This is a genomic window from Blautia sp. DFI.9.10, from assembly GCF_024461705.1.
GTDB classification, from domain to species: domain Bacteria; phylum Bacillota; class Clostridia; order Lachnospirales; family Lachnospiraceae; genus Blautia_A; species Blautia_A fusiformis.
The window spans coordinates 1-15,088 of record NZ_JANGAA010000024.1 but is presented as its reverse complement, the minus strand read 5'-3'; the positions used below and the strand labels follow the sequence as shown (position 1 = coordinate 15,088).

At 43.4% G+C, this 15,088-nt stretch carries 15 protein-coding genes and 1 other annotated feature; of the genes, 9 read left to right on the top strand and 6 right to left on the bottom strand.

Translation table 11 applies throughout. The annotated features are described in order from the left end of the window. Positions 1–104: 104 nt before the first annotated feature. A complete protein-coding gene (locus tag NE671_RS13210; RefSeq protein ID WP_015527102.1) occupies positions 105–926 on the top strand; it encodes an HAD-IA family hydrolase in 822 nt (273 codons plus the stop codon). A 134-nt stretch (positions 927–1,060) separates the two neighbouring features. On the opposite strand, the gene NE671_RS13205 is transcribed toward NE671_RS13210, so the two are convergent. Beyond that, positions 1,061–1,465 (bottom strand): helix-turn-helix transcriptional regulator, encoded by a 405-nt coding sequence (locus NE671_RS13205; protein ID WP_173740405.1) that lies wholly within the window; start codon positions 1,463–1,465, stop codon positions 1,061–1,063. Between NE671_RS13205 and NE671_RS13200 the strand changes: the two genes are divergently transcribed. Continuing rightward, positions 1,408–2,322 (top strand): alpha-L-rhamnosidase-related protein, encoded by a 915-nt coding sequence (locus NE671_RS13200; RefSeq protein ID WP_330605278.1) that lies wholly within the window; start codon positions 1,408–1,410, stop codon positions 2,320–2,322. The two genes, NE671_RS13205 and NE671_RS13200, sit on opposite strands and share 58 nt — an antisense overlap. 230 nt (positions 2,323–2,552) lie before the next feature. On the opposite strand, the gene NE671_RS13195 is transcribed toward NE671_RS13200, so the two are convergent. The 4 genes from NE671_RS13195 to NE671_RS13180 form a co-directional block, all read right to left on the bottom strand. After that, on the bottom strand, positions 2,553–2,840 hold the full coding sequence (locus NE671_RS13195; RefSeq protein ID WP_173740404.1) for a hypothetical protein: 288 nt from the start codon (positions 2,838–2,840) through the stop codon (positions 2,553–2,555). A 329-nt stretch (positions 2,841–3,169) separates the two neighbouring features. Next, positions 3,170–3,580 carry a hypothetical protein gene (locus NE671_RS13190; RefSeq protein WP_173740403.1) on the bottom strand — a complete coding sequence of 137 codons (411 nt, stop codon included), beginning with the start codon at positions 3,578–3,580 and terminating at the stop codon, positions 3,170–3,172. A 383-nt stretch (positions 3,581–3,963) separates the two neighbouring features. Continuing rightward, positions 3,964–4,317, bottom strand: a complete 354-nt coding sequence (locus NE671_RS13185; RefSeq protein WP_110102485.1) for a BlaI/MecI/CopY family transcriptional regulator — start codon at positions 4,315–4,317, stop codon at positions 3,964–3,966. Positions 4,318–4,698: 381 nt separating this feature from the next. Then, positions 4,699–5,259, bottom strand: a complete 561-nt coding sequence (locus tag NE671_RS13180) for a transposase (RefSeq protein WP_330605277.1) — start codon at positions 5,257–5,259, stop codon at positions 4,699–4,701. A 201-nt stretch (positions 5,260–5,460) separates the two neighbouring features. On the opposite strand from NE671_RS13180, the gene NE671_RS13175 reads away from it, so the two are divergent. The 3 genes from NE671_RS13175 (at position 5,461) to thrS (ending at position 8,835) form a co-directional block, all read left to right on the top strand. Then, entirely contained in the window at positions 5,461–5,970 is a 510-nt protein-coding gene (locus NE671_RS13175; protein ID WP_021652360.1) for an SEC-C metal-binding domain-containing protein, read from the top strand. Beyond that, entirely contained in the window at positions 5,970–6,452 is a 483-nt protein-coding gene (locus NE671_RS13170; protein WP_092071306.1) for a YdcF family protein, read from the top strand. The genes NE671_RS13175 and NE671_RS13170 overlap by 1 nt, the downstream gene beginning before the upstream one ends. A 421-nt stretch (positions 6,453–6,873) precedes the next feature. Beyond that, positions 6,874–8,835, top strand: a complete 1,962-nt coding sequence (gene thrS, locus NE671_RS13165; RefSeq protein WP_022427353.1) for a threonine--tRNA ligase — start codon at positions 6,874–6,876, stop codon at positions 8,833–8,835. A gap of 126 nt (positions 8,836–8,961) precedes the next feature. Here the strand turns inward: thrS and NE671_RS13160 are convergent, their stop codons facing one another. Beyond that, entirely contained in the window at positions 8,962–9,828 is an 867-nt protein-coding gene (locus tag NE671_RS13160; RefSeq protein ID WP_173740402.1) for a shikimate dehydrogenase, read from the bottom strand. Between the two features lie 297 nt (positions 9,829–10,125). Between NE671_RS13160 and NE671_RS13155 the strand changes: the two genes are divergently transcribed. From NE671_RS13155 to proS, 4 genes are all read left to right on the top strand, one after another. After that, entirely contained in the window at positions 10,126–10,977 is an 852-nt protein-coding gene (locus tag NE671_RS13155) for a sigma-E processing peptidase SpoIIGA (RefSeq protein WP_022427355.1), read from the top strand. A 16-nt stretch (positions 10,978–10,993) separates the two neighbouring features. Continuing rightward, positions 10,994–11,719, top strand: a complete 726-nt coding sequence (gene sigE, locus NE671_RS13150; RefSeq protein ID WP_015527110.1) for an RNA polymerase sporulation sigma factor SigE — start codon at positions 10,994–10,996, stop codon at positions 11,717–11,719. Between the two features lie 40 nt (positions 11,720–11,759). Next, positions 11,760–12,917 carry an alpha-L-rhamnosidase-related protein gene (locus tag NE671_RS13140; RefSeq protein WP_302467691.1) on the top strand — a complete coding sequence of 386 codons (1,158 nt, stop codon included), beginning with the start codon at positions 11,760–11,762 and terminating at the stop codon, positions 12,915–12,917. Positions 12,918–13,148: 231 nt separating this feature from the next. Then, positions 13,149–13,358: a binding site (T-box leader), on the top strand. A gap of 158 nt (positions 13,359–13,516) precedes the next feature. Beyond that, a complete protein-coding gene (proS, locus tag NE671_RS13135; RefSeq protein ID WP_173740401.1) occupies positions 13,517–14,956 on the top strand; it encodes a proline--tRNA ligase in 1,440 nt (479 codons plus the stop codon). The last annotated feature ends 132 nt before the right edge of the window (positions 14,957–15,088 follow it).

Genomic DNA, 15,088 nt, shown 5'->3' with positions numbered 1-15,088 from the left:
AGGAAGCGCCGGGGAAGAATTTCTCCGGCGCCCTTTTGTTTCAAAGAGATATTCAGTTAAAATAACAGATAGAATAGCGGATGTATCATGTGAAAGGAAGCTCAATGAAAAATTTTAAAAGAATCGCGGCACTTGCAGGTGTTGTCATATTACTTCTTATATTCTGCCTTCCAATGGCATTTGCCTGGGGAAGCAGTGAAAACGCCCAGGCTTTGTTCCGGGGGGCTTTTGCGGCAGCTGTTCTGGTACCGATCGTAGCGTATGTTTTCTGGATGGCGTACCGGATCTGGGGAAATAAGAAGCCGAGAGAGGATGAAAACCGTATGATCGAGAATATTATTTTTGATGTGGGAAATGTGCTGATGGGCTATGACTGGGAAGAGTATCTTCGGAGCTATGACTTCCCGGAAGAAAAGTATCAGAAAATCGCAGATGCAGTATTTCGAAACCCGATCTGGGAGGAACAGGACCGTGGACAGCATGAGGAGTCCTGGTATGTAGATAAATTTGTGGAAAGTGCACCGGAATATGAAGCAGATATCCGTGAGGTGGTACGACGTGATCCGGAGTGTATGCATCTGTATGATTATGCGGAAACCTGGGTGAAATATCTCAAAAATCAGGGATATCATCTCTATGTCCTTTCCAACTACGGAACTTATATGCTGGATCGTACAAAGCAGGATATGTCTTTTCTGAAATATATGGACGGAGTGGTATTTTCCTGTGATGTGCAGCAGATCAAGCCTGAGGTGGATATTTACAAAACACTTCTGAAGCGTTACAGCCTGAAACCGGAGAAATCGGTATTTCTGGATGATCGTGCCGTGAACTGTGAAGGAGCCGGAAAAGCCGGTATCCATACCATCCAGTTTGAGAATCTGAAGCAGGCGGCGAAGGCGCTTGAGAAGCTTGGTGTGAAATGACCTTCAGTGTGAAAAGAGAAACGCAGAGGGCCTGCACCATCGCGAAGCCCTCTGCATTCTAAAGGGGAGGATATGATAAGTATCTCCCGGAACGGCATCTGTTATACAGAAAATATATAAGATCTTGTAATCTTTTATTCCCTGTTCTTCTTCCGGTATTCATCGGGAGTCATTCCATATGTTTTTTTTAAAGTACGTATGAAATGCTCCGGACTTTCATACCCTATAAGTTCACAGATCGCAAGATTGTTGAGAGAGGTTTCACGCAGAGCATGACATGCCTGGTTCAGCTTGATATCCCGGATGATCTGTAAAAATGTCCGTCCGGTGCTGTCCTTTGTAAGGATGGATTCAATATCATTTTCGTGAAAACGCAGCAGCATGGCCCAGAACATGACCAGCATGGAGTTGAGAAAGGTGCAGCTGTATTTTGCGTGGCCGAGATATTCGATATAGAGATTTTCCAGCATGTCATGGATCTGTGCATCATTTCCACTGTGAAAGATCGGATAATTTCCCACGGTCTTGCGGTACAGCACATGGGCATAAAAATGCGTCAGGGCACTGTCAGCAGTCAGTGACTGGAAATGTGAAGCCGGTGGAAAGCGAGGATGAAATGATCTGCAGACTAGATCGTGTCAGCCTTCGTACCCTGCAAAACTGCATGCAGACCGTATTTGAGGACGGCCCTAAGAGAGACCGCCGTCTGTGGCTTGGAGATTTAAGACTTCAGGCGCTTGCAAATTATGAGACATTCCACAACATGAAGCTGGTAAAAAGATGTCTGTATCTGTTTGCAGGACAGACAAAGGACAATGGACAGGTAAGTGCCTGCCTTTTCACAGAACCGAAATTTATTGTGGATGATACCTTCCTTCTGGATTATTCCATGTTCTTCGGAGCAGCCCTCTGTGACTACTACGAAGCATCCGGTGACAAGGAGACCTTAAAGGATTTAAGTGCCTGTGCATACCGTCAGATGGAAATCGCAAAAGAGCAGTTTGCTGAAAAGATCGGGCTGTTCGTCAGTGGCGACGAAAAACAGATCAACTATGCAAGTCAGGTATGGATGATCCTGGCGGAAGTAGTCAGCGGCGAAGAAGGAGCAGAAATACTGGATCGTCTGGTGGAACTGAAACCGGAAAAAGGAATGGTTTCTCCGTATATGAACCATCATTTTGTGGAAGCACTTCTGATGTGTGGTAAAAAAGACCAGGCAATGGAATATATGAAATATTACTGGGGCGGAATGATAAGCCACGGTGCGGATACATTCTGGGAGCTTTATAATCCGGAAAATCCTGCAGAATCTCCATATGGAAGCAGCATTGTCAACAGCTACTGCCACGCATGGAGCTGCACTCCGACTTATCTTCTCAGAAAATATTTTAACTGAAGCAAGTAAGTCCCCTGCGGGGTTGCGGATTTATGTGATCAGCATAAATTCTGTGCATCGCGAAGCGTGTTACTGAGAATGGAGTGAACAGTAACTCTGAAACAGTTAAGACAGGCGGAAAATCCGCCTGCTCTTGACATTGCAGATTTGCACCTGTTATATATAAAGAGCAAGGGCAAAAAGCTCTGTGAAAGAACTTTTCACCCTTCATTATCATAGAAGAATCTTATTTACAGACTTTTTCTCACAGTCTCTCTGTAGTTTACTATTGCTTTTTTGGCAGCATCAAAATCCTTTTCTAGTACATAAATACATGTTGTTTCATTCTTATGATCAATTCCCGATGCAAAAGTATGATAAAAAATCAAGAAAAAAAGATTATTGATAAATGTTGCTTTTTTCAATCTGGTTTCATAAGGAATATTATTTTCATTCAACGTTTGTGTTAACCGCACGAGATGATCCATATTATCAGTTTCACATAATTTAATTTTTCCATTATCCTGAATATTCTTCATAAAACCACCTCCGTACTATATGTACACATATAAGAATAAATAATTTTATTTTGCCACTTGATACCTTTTTCCATTATCGTATGTATTATAATTTTCAGTTGTACTTATCAATAATTTTGTTGTTTTTAAATTTTCTGTTTCTTATTAAAAAACATAATTGCAGGATACACTAACATTTTTTCCATTCACAGTCCCACTGATGTAAGCACCAACTTTATGTCCTAATCCATATCCATACTTTCCTTTTGGCCAATTAGTTGTTGTATTATAGCTATTAATAAAGGTTGCACTACTCGATTTGCTATTAGTACCAAGATCTTGACCCCAAACTATTTTTTCCCTGTCATATTGTAACTTCCTGATATTTTTGTCCAATCATCTCCTGCAGTTTTATGGTAATCCCAAGTTCCATCATCGTACCAAGAAATTCGGGCATTTCCTTTCCATCCATAGAATGTATTGCTATTTGCTTGAGACGGTGCTCTTTTAGCACCGGCTTTTTCATCGCCTACAGATATAATGGCTATAATTTCCTTTCCATCAGCACTACGAGAACACTTAATGTTTTCATCTTCAACATTATATGAAGAGACGAAGCCACTTTTAACATCTTGAATTGTTACAGTTGTTACAATTCTATTTTTTACATCTTTTGCATCCAGCTTTGATGCTACTTTAACGTTATTATTATTTGCAAAAGCAGTTGTACATATAGAAAATAAACATAAAGCAGCAATCATACAGCAGCAATCATACATCTACATAACTATTTGTTAGTCTTCATAAATGTATCCCTCCACTTCTTATATCATTCGTTCTTTATAATAACTGCTAAGGACTGTAATAAGTGAAATACTGAATCCTATTCCCCATATTATAAAAAAAATTTTCTCAATATTCCCTGTTGTTAACGGAACTGTACTTGCTGAAAAGTAGCTATGTGATTAGAAAAATGACAGAATTGGTAATTTTAACGACAGAATCAGGCGAAACAATGCAATTTCCCAGAGTATCAAATAAATACGTCCGGGAATACGATTCTTCAGACATGCATGTGCCATCAAAACCAGACCAATAAACATACTTGAAATAATCAGCATCTGACGTATCATAGTCCAGCACCTCATTTCTCCAGCATTTTCTTTATCTGCCTACGTTCCTCCTCTGATAATTTTTCATGACTCACAAAGGAAGCAAAAAAATTTATTTTTGATCCGTGAAACAGTTTATCAATGAGTTCCTTTGTTTCAAATTCTTCAACATTCTCTTTGGAAATCAATGGTTTGCACATATAGTTGCTTCCATAACGTTCAATAGCTCCTTTTGCAACACATTTTTTAATAACCGTATAAGTAGTATTTTTATTCCAGCCAATCTCTGCGTTTAAAATTTCCGAAATATGTTTAGCTGAATCATCTCCCTCCTTCCATAAAACCTCCATAACTTTAAGTTCTGAATCATATAATTTCGTATTCATAATTACTCCTCTTAGACTATTGCAATAGTTTATGTATTCATACTATTATAATAGTCTCGAATTGTCAATCCAATCTGTTTCAAATCAAATGCCTGCTCCAATTCAAAAGTTACTGTTCAGGGGCAATGTCATTTACTTAAGAGGCAAATAATAGAAATATATTCGACAAGCGTCATAGGCTTACTATATTTAAGGATTTATCTGAAAACTGAGGCGGCTTGTTTGAAAAAAAGCAGTTCTTTATAGCAGTTATTTTTCTTAATGCAACAAAAATATTGGAAAACATCTGTTTATGGGTAACCTTAACAAAGGTAAGCAAAAATTTATTTTTTACTTCCCATTTATTGACAAAAGGTCTATATTAATCGTGAGCAGTTATCATTATCGGTAACAAAAGCTCATTGGTAGTTTGAACCTGGCTTGGTGGCGAAAGGTTCTATTAGGCCTGATTGCTTCGATATTATTGGCAATCAGGCTTTCTATATCTATTGCATTATTTTTAGTCCGGCTGCGAAGATCATCTCTGCATATTTTGATAGCTTCTGAGAAATTAATCTGATATTGCAGTTTTCGGGAATGATCCGGTAATTCAATATGCTGGGAAATAGCAGAACAGTAATTATGCATGATTGTTCTGGCAAACACTTCCTGAACGATATATGTATATTTTTTACTATGGAATGCTTTCAGGCATAACGGATATTTTAAGTCACGATATGCATTTTCCTGTGACCATCGGAGATGATAGAGTTCCTTGAGATCATCCATATCAAATTCAATATCAGGAAGATTTGTAATCAGATTTTCATAAATGCCTGGCGCAATCTCAATCCGGACAATCCGTAAGGATAGCAGATATTCTGTGGATGTTTCTGAAATAAAATCCATTGGAACATCTTTACAGACATAACGGTAATTCTCCAAAAGTTCCGGGTGTTTCAAATTCTTTTTGGCTTTAGTAAAAAATTTCCCTAAGTAAATGACATTGCCTCTGAACAGTAATTCAGTGTGATAAAATAACTCGGATATGAAACAGATGTATTTGATTTCTTCGCCAAAAGATGATATAATAAATAGAAATTGCGAAGCGGAATATAAATCTCCGTCTTATTTATCTAAAATTTTGGAAAAGAGGATCAGACAATGAGCGATATGACAATTCTTGAGCAGTGGCGTTCCATTGCTTATAATCAGAATGCAGATAAGAATAAGCTTCAGCGCTTCTGGGCAAATTATTTTAACATTGAGAAGAATATTTATGAGCAGCTTCTTGAGAACCCGGATGAGATCGTTTCCGGAACTGTAAAAGAGCTTGCTGAGAAATACGGTCAGGACGTTATGACTATGGTTGGTTTCCTTGACGGAATCAATGACAGTCTGAAGGTTCCGAACCCGATCGAGACTATGGATGAGGATACCAAGGTAAACCTTGCATTTGATAAAGAGGCTCTCTATAAGAACATGGTAGATGCCAAGGCTGACTGGCTTTACAACCTTCCTCAGTGGGACAAGATCTTCACAGAAGAGAAAAAGAAAACCCTCTACATGGAGCAGAAGAAATCCGGCACAGTTGTGAAACCGCACAAGGTCGGAAGAAACGATCCGTGCCCATGCGGAAGCGGCAAGAAATACAAACACTGCTGCGGAAGATAATGAGCGTAAAGAAGAATCTGGATTACATTATCGTGTTAGGTGCCCATGTGGACGGAACACGGATGACACTTGCCCTTCTGGAACGAGCCAGAAGGGCCCTTCTTTATCTTGAAGAAAATCCGGGTACGAAGGCAGTGCTCTCTGGAGGAAAAGGCGATGGAGAAAACATTTCCGAGGCAGAGGCTATGTATCGTTATCTTACCGGTCACGGAATAGACGGGGACAGATTGATACGGGAAGAGGAATCTACCAGTACGAAAGAGAATTTGGAATTCAGCTGCAGAAAGATCGGAACTACAGACTGTTCCGTAGGCGTGGTGACGAACAATTTTCATGTATGGAGAGGAGCAGCCATTGCAAGAAAATGTGGATTCCGGGAAGTGGCCATGGTACCTTCCAGGTATCGAAGCTGGCGTCTTTTTATCTACATTCCCCGTGAGATTCTGGCCATTATCAAAGACAAACTCATGGGAAATCTGTAGATCTGTGCGAGAAGAGAAATCTCAAAAATTTTGTCAACATGCGTTGACAAATAAAAATACTGCGCTTATAATGAACCACAGAAAAAGAAATAAAAAACACGTTGACGAGACGAGTAAGCTGTGAAACGTTACAGAGAGAGATGTGAAGTGCTGGAAACATCTTATCGGGAAACAGCCGAAGACTACCTCCGAGTGGCCCCAATCCGGTCCGGTGATTCCGTTATCATCATAATTAAGAGGCTTTGCATCCTGGCATGACTGGGCAGCAGAGCAAGCAGGGTGGAACCGCGAGAATGAATGAACTCGTCCCTTACAGTATGTGATGTACTGTGAGGGATTTTTTTATTGCAGAATCTCTTGCAAAAGCAGACACATACTGTGTACCATAGAAACTTCATTTAAAATGAAAGGAGAAAAAACAATGATCATTACATTAAAAGACGGCTCAAAAAAAGAATATGCGGAAGCAAAAGCTGTGATCGATATCGCATATGACATCAGCGAAGGCCTTGCACGTGCTGCATGTGCAGGAGAAGTAAACGGAGAGGTCGTAGATCTTCGTACAGTTCTTGACAGCGACTGTGAGCTGAATATCCTTACAGCGAAAGACGAGAAGGGCCTTGCAGTTCTCCGTCATACAGCATCTCACGTAATGGCACAGGCTGTACAGAACTTATACCCGGAGGCAAAGGTTGCCATCGGACCATCCATTGATACAGGCTTCTACTATGATTTCGACCACGAGCCATTTTCACGTGAGGATCTTGACGCCATTGAGAAAGAGATGAAAAAGATCATCAAAAAAGGCGCAAAGATCGAGCGTTTTACAAAATCCCGTGAGGATGCCATCGCATACTTTAAAGAGAAAAATGAGCCATACAAGGTTGAGCTGATCGAGGATCTTCCGGAGGGAGAAGAGATTTCCTTCTATTCACAGGGAGACTGGACAGACCTCTGTGCAGGCCCACACCTGATGAGTGTAAAAGGCATCAAGGCATTCAAACTTCTTTCTTCTTCCAGCGCATACTGGAGAGGCAGTGAGAAGAACGCAATGCTTACACGTATCTACGGAACAGCCTATGCTACAAAGGATGAGCTGAAAGAGCATCTGGAGCAGATGGAAGAAGCAAAGAGACGTGATCATAACAAGCTTGGCCGTGAGATGAAGATCTTCACAACTGTAGATGTGATCGGACAGGGACTTCCGCTTATCATGCCAAACGGTGTGATCATGATGCAGGAGCTTCAGCGCTGGATCGAGGATGAGGAGACAAAGCGTGGATACGTAAGAACAAAAACTCCTCTTATGGCAAAGAGCGATCTTTACAAGATCTCCGGACACTGGGATCATTACAAAGATGGTATGTTCGTACTTGGTGATGAGGAGAAGGACAAAGAGGTTTATGCACTTCGTCCGATGACATGTCCGTTCCAGTACTATGTATACAAAGCAGAGCAGCACAGCTACCGTGATCTGCCGATCCGTCTCGGCGAGACCTCCACACTGTTCCGTAATGAGGATTCCGGAGAGATGCATGGCCTGACACGAGTTCGTCAGTTTACTATTTCCGAGGGACATCTGATCGTAAGACCGGACCAGATGGTAAAAGAGTTCAAAGACTGTATCGCACTTGCCCAGTACTGTCTGCAGGTACTTGGTGTTGAGGAAGATGTAACCTATCATCTTTCCAAATGGGATCCGACAAACAAAGAGAAATACATCGGTGAGCCGGAGGTATGGGAAGAGACAGAAGGCCATATCCGCCAGATGCTTGAGGAGCTGAACATTCCATTCACAGAGGATGTGGGCGAGGCTGCTTTCTACGGACCGAAGGTTGATATCAACGCAAAGAACGTATACGGAAAAGAAGACACCATGATCACGATCCAGTGGGATGCACTTCTCGCAGAGCAGTTTGATATGTACTATATCGATGAGAATGGCGACAAACAGCGTCCGTACATCATCCACCGTACATCCATGGGATGCTATGAGAGAACACTGGCATGGCTCATTGAGAAATACGCAGGAATGTTCCCGACATGGCTCTGCCCTGAGCAGGTTCGTGTGATCCCGATCTCCGAGAAGTATAACGATTATGCACAGAAGGTTGAAGCTCAGCTGAGAGAAGCAGGAATCCGCTGCTCTGTAGACGGACGTTCCGAGAAGATGGGATACAAGATCCGTGAGGCACGTCTTGAGAGAGTACCTTACATGCTTATCGTTGGTGCAAAAGAGGAAGAAGAGGGTAAGGTTTCCGTAAGAAGCCGCTATCTTGGCGATGAGGGAATGAAAGAGCTTGGTGAGTTCATTGACTTCATCAAAGAAGAGATCAAGAACAAGACGATCCGTAAGATCGAGGTTCAGGAAGAGAAGAAATAAACAAAACAGATGATTGACGGATAAATAAAAGGCGACCCGTGTGATAGGCGGGCCGCCTTTATTTTTGATCCGGCAATATTGAGACCACGCTGTGATGCGGAGGCGGTCAGTATTGCCGGATATTTTTTATTTAAAATATTTCTCCCTGACGAGTTCAACCGGCATATCCAGTCCGGTCCAGATGTGGAAAGCCTTTACACCCTGGTGGAGCAGCATGTACATTCCGTTAAAGGTCGGACATCCGGCTTCCCGGGCTTCCCTGAGAAGTCTTGTTTCTCTTGGCTCATATACAACATCGGCTACGGTAAGTTCCGGATGGAACAGAGTCTTGTCCGGGATCACGGTGCCTGTCACATCCGGAACCATTCCCACAGAAGTTGCATTGATGAGGAGATTGCTTTCCTCCAGTGCGTCCTTCAGCGCAGTGTGATCATCCATCTCATGAAGGATCATCTCACATTCTGTCATATGAGACATTTTTTCTGCCATGGCAGCAGCACGTTCCCAGTAACGGCTGGTAGGACGTGCAAAAACATGGATCTTTTTTGCACCCTCCAGGGCGGACTGGCCGCAAATCGCCATTCCGGCACCGCCGACACCCATAACGGTGATGGTGCGCCCCTTTACATCACAGCCGGCATCTCTGGCAGACTGGGTAAATCCATAACCATCAGTATTAAATCCCTTTAATTTTCCATTGTCGTTGCGTACGGTATTTACCGCTCCGATCAGCTGGGCAGTGGGAGAAAGTTCATCCAGAAGTTCCACGATCTTATTCTTGTTTGGCATGGTCAGGTTAAAGCCTTTGATTCCGCAGGCTTTCAGTCCCTCCACTGCCTGAGGAAGGGTCTCCTCTGTCACATCAAAACAGAGATATATATAGTCAAGCCCGAGGTAACGAAATGCCTCATTGTGCATTAAAGGTGATACGCTGTGTGCAACGGGGCTTCCCAGAAGGCCGGTAAGCCCGGTATGTCCGGTAATATTGATCATTGTTCGATTCCCTCCTGTATCTCATATAATAGAATTTCTTTACGAAATATAATAAAAAATATTTTAGCACTATAAAGTACGAAAATCAACAAATACAAATATTGTACGGAAATTTATACATTTTTGTCGCCGATTCATAGAAAAAATCTATAAATGTCGAGACAGACAGAAACGACCCGATAAGTTAGAAGAATCGACATCCGGATTTGACAAAATATGCAAAGAGCCTGCCCTATAATAAATACACTTACCAAAGTTGAGAATCGATGGCAGACGAAACAGCAGTGGGGGAAGCTTATGTATCAGAGGATATACATAGATATCGTTTTTATGACGAATTTCCTTATGGATTACATGCTTTTAAGACTTGTGGGAAAATTTCTGCATCTTGACGGGAAACGCAGAAGATGTGTGATATCCGCTGCCTTTGGATCTTTTGTATCCTGCCTGCTTGTATGTGTACCTTTTAAGATCATTTTTCCTGCCGCTGTACTGATCCATGGCGGTTGCGCTTTTTTTATGGCGTCGTTTGCTTTTCGACTGAAAAAAGGCGGCCTTCTTGTAAAAACCATTCTGGCTCTGTATTTCACAGCTTTTGTGGTTGGCGGGATCTATCAGGCACTGGAAACGGAAAGAACCATGACGGTGAAAATATTTCTGCTTTTTCTGGCAGGGATTTATGGCACACTTTATACTCTGGGATGTGTGACCGAGACCTTCCGGTTTGGAAGAAGAAATATTTTTCCGGTCACTTTGAAATATCAGGGGAAGCTGCAGCAGACATACGGCTTTTATGATACCGGAAATCTCCTTATGGATCCTGTGAAAAAACAGCCGGTATCGATCATCAAACAGGAACTTTTGGGAAGCCTGATATCGAAAGAGCAGGTGAAAAAACTGATGGATATTAAAGATAAACCAGAGGCACTGGAAAATACAGGATTTGTCAGTCTGCAGCCGCATTTTCTGAGCTGTCATACCGCAGATGGAAAAAAAGGACTGCTGCTGGCAGTGATCCTTGATGAACTTCTGATCCAGACTCCCGAAAGGGTGGTACATGTAGGAAAACCGGTGCTTGCCATAACATCCGAGCCCTCAGCTTTGGGAGAAGAGTACGAGATACTTTTGAATTCCAGACTATTAAATTGAGAAGGGGGCTTATGTTATGAACAGAGCAGCTGCAAGATCCTATCCGTTTCAGGTAATCCGGAAATTTATGTTCAATCGTCCGGGAGAGGTTTTTTATATTGGTGGAAATGATATCCTTCCGGCGCCGTTGTCAGCGGAACGGGAGGCTGAAGTGATCGAAATGCTGGGAACAGAAAAGGAAAAAGAGGGAAAGTCGGTTCTGATCGAGCATAATCTACGGCTGGTGGTTTATATTGCAAAGAAATTTGATAATACAGGGGTAGGTGTGGAGGATCTGATCTCCATCGGAACCATAGGGCTCATAAAGGCTATCAATACCTTTGATCCGGTAAAAAATATCAAGCTTGCCACCTATGCATCACGATGTATCGAAAATGAGATCCTGATGTATCTGAGGAGAAACAGCAAAACAAAGATGGAGGTTTCCATTGATGAGCCGCTGAATGTGGACTGGGATGGAAATGAGCTGCTGCTTTCGGATATCCTGGGAACGGATGACGATGTGATCTCCAGACGTCTGGAAGATGAGGTGGAGATCGCACTTCTTGGAAAAGCCATCAGCAAACTGACAAAGCGGGAACAGATGATCATCCGTCTGCGATTCGGCATCGGAAATCGGGAAGGAAGCGAGAAAACACAGAAGGAGGTAGCGGATCTTTTAGGAATTTCGCAATCCTACATTTCCCGCCTGGAAAAGCGGATCATGAAGCGGCTGCGGAAAGAAATCGTAAAGTATGAATAGATGAAACCGGAAAAAACGGTTTACCGGACAGGTTTCCCTTATGGAGGAAGTAAAACCAAAAAATATTTTTGAGACACCACAGGGAGATGAGCGTCTTGGATGGACCGGTGATGCAGAAATCTTCTGCCGTACGGCATGCTTCCTTGAAAATACCTATTCCTTCTACCGAAAATGGCTCCGTGATGTGGAGGCAGACCAGACAGAGGAGGGCGGTGTTGCCCATGTTGTTCCGGATATCATTTCCGGAAACGAAGGGTATAATTGGCTCCTTGAGCAGGGAAGTCATTCGGCGGCAGAGAGAAGATTTGAAATTCCGGGAAATACAGTAGAATTTGTCAGAGACCTTCGATATAATAAATACAGAGTGTTTACAGAGCTACAGAATGAACAAAAGAAGAAGGGGTGTGGCAGAATGATCGACATTGCACATGCAAAACAGGAATTCGAAAAATATCTGGATGAATACGACCGGGAGGATGAACAGATCTGTCTGAAGATCGTACATACCTATGGCGTGGTGAAATACGCAGGAGAGATTGCCAGAAAAATGGAATGTTCCGGTGAAGATGTGGAACTTGCGGAGCTGATCGGTCTGCTTCATGATATTGGCCGTTTTGAGCAGATTCGTAGATTTCACAGCTTTGAGCCGGGAACCATGGATCATGCCGTGTTCGGTGCAGAACTTCTCTTCGGGGAGGAGAAGCTGATCCGGCGCTTCGTGGAGGATGATAAATTTGATGAGCTGATCGATGCAGCAATTCGGAAGCACAGTGATTTCAAACTGGAAGGAATCCACGATGCAAGAACACTTTTCCATGCAAAACTGATCCGAGATGCCGATAAGCTGGATAACTGCAGAGTAAAGCTGGAGGCGTCTGTTGAAGCCATGCTGGGAGTCTCTGAGAAAGCTGCAGGAGAAGGGCTGATCTCACCGGCAGTGTGGGAGTCCTGTCTCAGAAGAGAATCCGTGTTATCCGCAGACAGACATGTGCCGGTGGATTACTGGGTATCTTATCTTGCACAGTATTATGATATCAATTTTCCTGAGACCTGTGAGATCATCGAAGAAGAGGATTATATCACCAGGATCGCAGGCCGGCTGACGTACCAGGAACAGGATACCAGAACTAAGCTCCATATTCTCACAGAAGATCTGAACAGGTATCTGGAGATGCCGGCTGTGTCTGTGAAGGAATAGGAGTATAGCAGTTACTGTTCACTGGCCAATGTCCCGCGAGGTGTTTTTTGTGAGCGAAGGTCACAGAAAACCCGAGACATACCGCGCGAATTTATGCGATTAGCATAAATTCTGTGCATTGCGAAGCGTGTTACTGAGAACGGAGTGAACAGTAACTCATAGCAGAGAGACTTGTTATATTTTTTTGTTTGGGGTTGACTTTGAGGCGGTTTTCGCCTAAAATATATTAAAGATACGGCGATGATGAGAATAGTACACAGGGAATTATCTCAGAGAGGGATCTGCTTTGGTGGAAGGATCCTGTGCGTGAACTGTGGAACCGGCCTCGGAGCTCTGCGTGATTGAAGCGTGGCGTGTGTTTCCGGCGTTAACGGGTGTTGAGAGAACAGCTTTTCAGGCTGTTAACTGGGGTGGTACCGCCGAAGTCATTCGGTCCCTTGTGAGGGATTTGGATGGCTTATTTTTTTGTCCGTAAAACGGGATTGTAAATGCAGTGTACGGTTTATGGGACAGAAGAGTGAGCTGGAAGGATTCCGGATTGCTGTGGCTGCCTGACAGCCGGCAATATGTAACAGATCACAAGAAAAAGGAGATTTATCATGGCAAAAGAAAAGAAATTAGTACAGGCCATCACATCTATGGATGAGGATTTTGCTCAGTGGTATACAGACGTTGTTAAGAAGGCTGAGCTCTGTGGCTATACAAGTGTTAAGGGCTGTATGGCAATCAAACCTGCAGGTTATGCAATCTGGGAGAATATCCAGCATGAGCTTGACCGCAGATTTAAAGAAACCGGTGTAGAGAACGTTTACATGCCGATCTTTATCCCGGAGTCTCTTCTTGATAAAGAGAAAGATCATGTAGAAGGTTTTGCTCCGGAGGTTGCATGGGTTACTCATGGCGGCCTTGATCCGCTGCAGGAGAGACTTTGCGTGCGTCCGACTTCTGAGACTCTGTTCTGCGATTTCTACCAGAAAGAGATCCAGTCCCACAGAGATCTTCCAAAGGTATATAATCAGTGGTGTTCCGTTGTCCGTTGGGAGAAGACAACACGTCCCTTCCTTCGTTCCAGAGAGTTCCTGTGGCAGGAGGGACATACTGCTCATGCAACAGCTGAGGAAGCGGAGCAGCGTACCATCCAGATGCTGAACATCTATGCAGACTTCTGCGAGGAAGTTCTTGCGATTCCGGTCATCAAAGGCCAGAAAACAGACAAGGAGAAATTTGCAGGTGCTGAGGCTACTTATACCATCGAATCTCTGATGCACGACGGTAAGGCTCTCCAGTCCGGTACAAGCCATAACTTTGGAGATGGCTTTGCCAAAGCATTCGGAATCCAGTACACAGATAAAGATAATACACTGAAATATGTTCACCAGACATCCTGGGGAATGACAACCCGTATGATCGGTGCGATCATCATGGTTCACGGTGATAACAGCGGACTTGTTCTTCCTCCGAGGATCGCTCCGGTACAGACTGTGATCATCCCGATCCAGCAGCGTAAAGAAGGGGTTATGGAGAAGGCTGACGAGCTTCTTGCAGCACTGAAGGCAGCAGGCATCCGTGCAAAGGTTGACGCTACAGACAAGAGCCCGGGATTCAAGTTTGCTGAGCAGGAGATGCGTGGTATTCCGCTTCGTGTAGAGTGTGGCCCGAAGGATATCGAGAACGGCCAGGCAGTTCTCTGCAGAAGAGATACCCGTGAGAAATACACAGTATCCTTCGAGGAACTTGCAGATAAGGTAAAAGAGCTTCTGGATACCATTCAGCATGATATGCTGGAGCGCGCACGTGCACATAGAGAGGCGCATACTTATGTAGCAAAGAATTATGAGGAGTTCGGTGAGATCATCAACAGCAAACCGGGATTCATCAAAGCTATGTGGTGCGGTGATCGTGAATGTGAGGACAAGATCAAGGAAGATTTCCAGGCAACATCCAGATGTATGCCATTTGAGCAGGAGCAGTTAAGCGACGTTTGCGTATGCTGCGGAAAACCGGCTAAGAAGATGGTTTACTGGGGACGCGCATACTAAAATATAATTTATATTGCAGAAACAGCGGCGGGGCAAAATATGCTCCGCTGTTTTTATCCAATGCGTCGTAAAACCCCTTGCTTCAGCTATGGGGATATAAGACGCGTCCATCGAATTTATGCAAGTAATTGA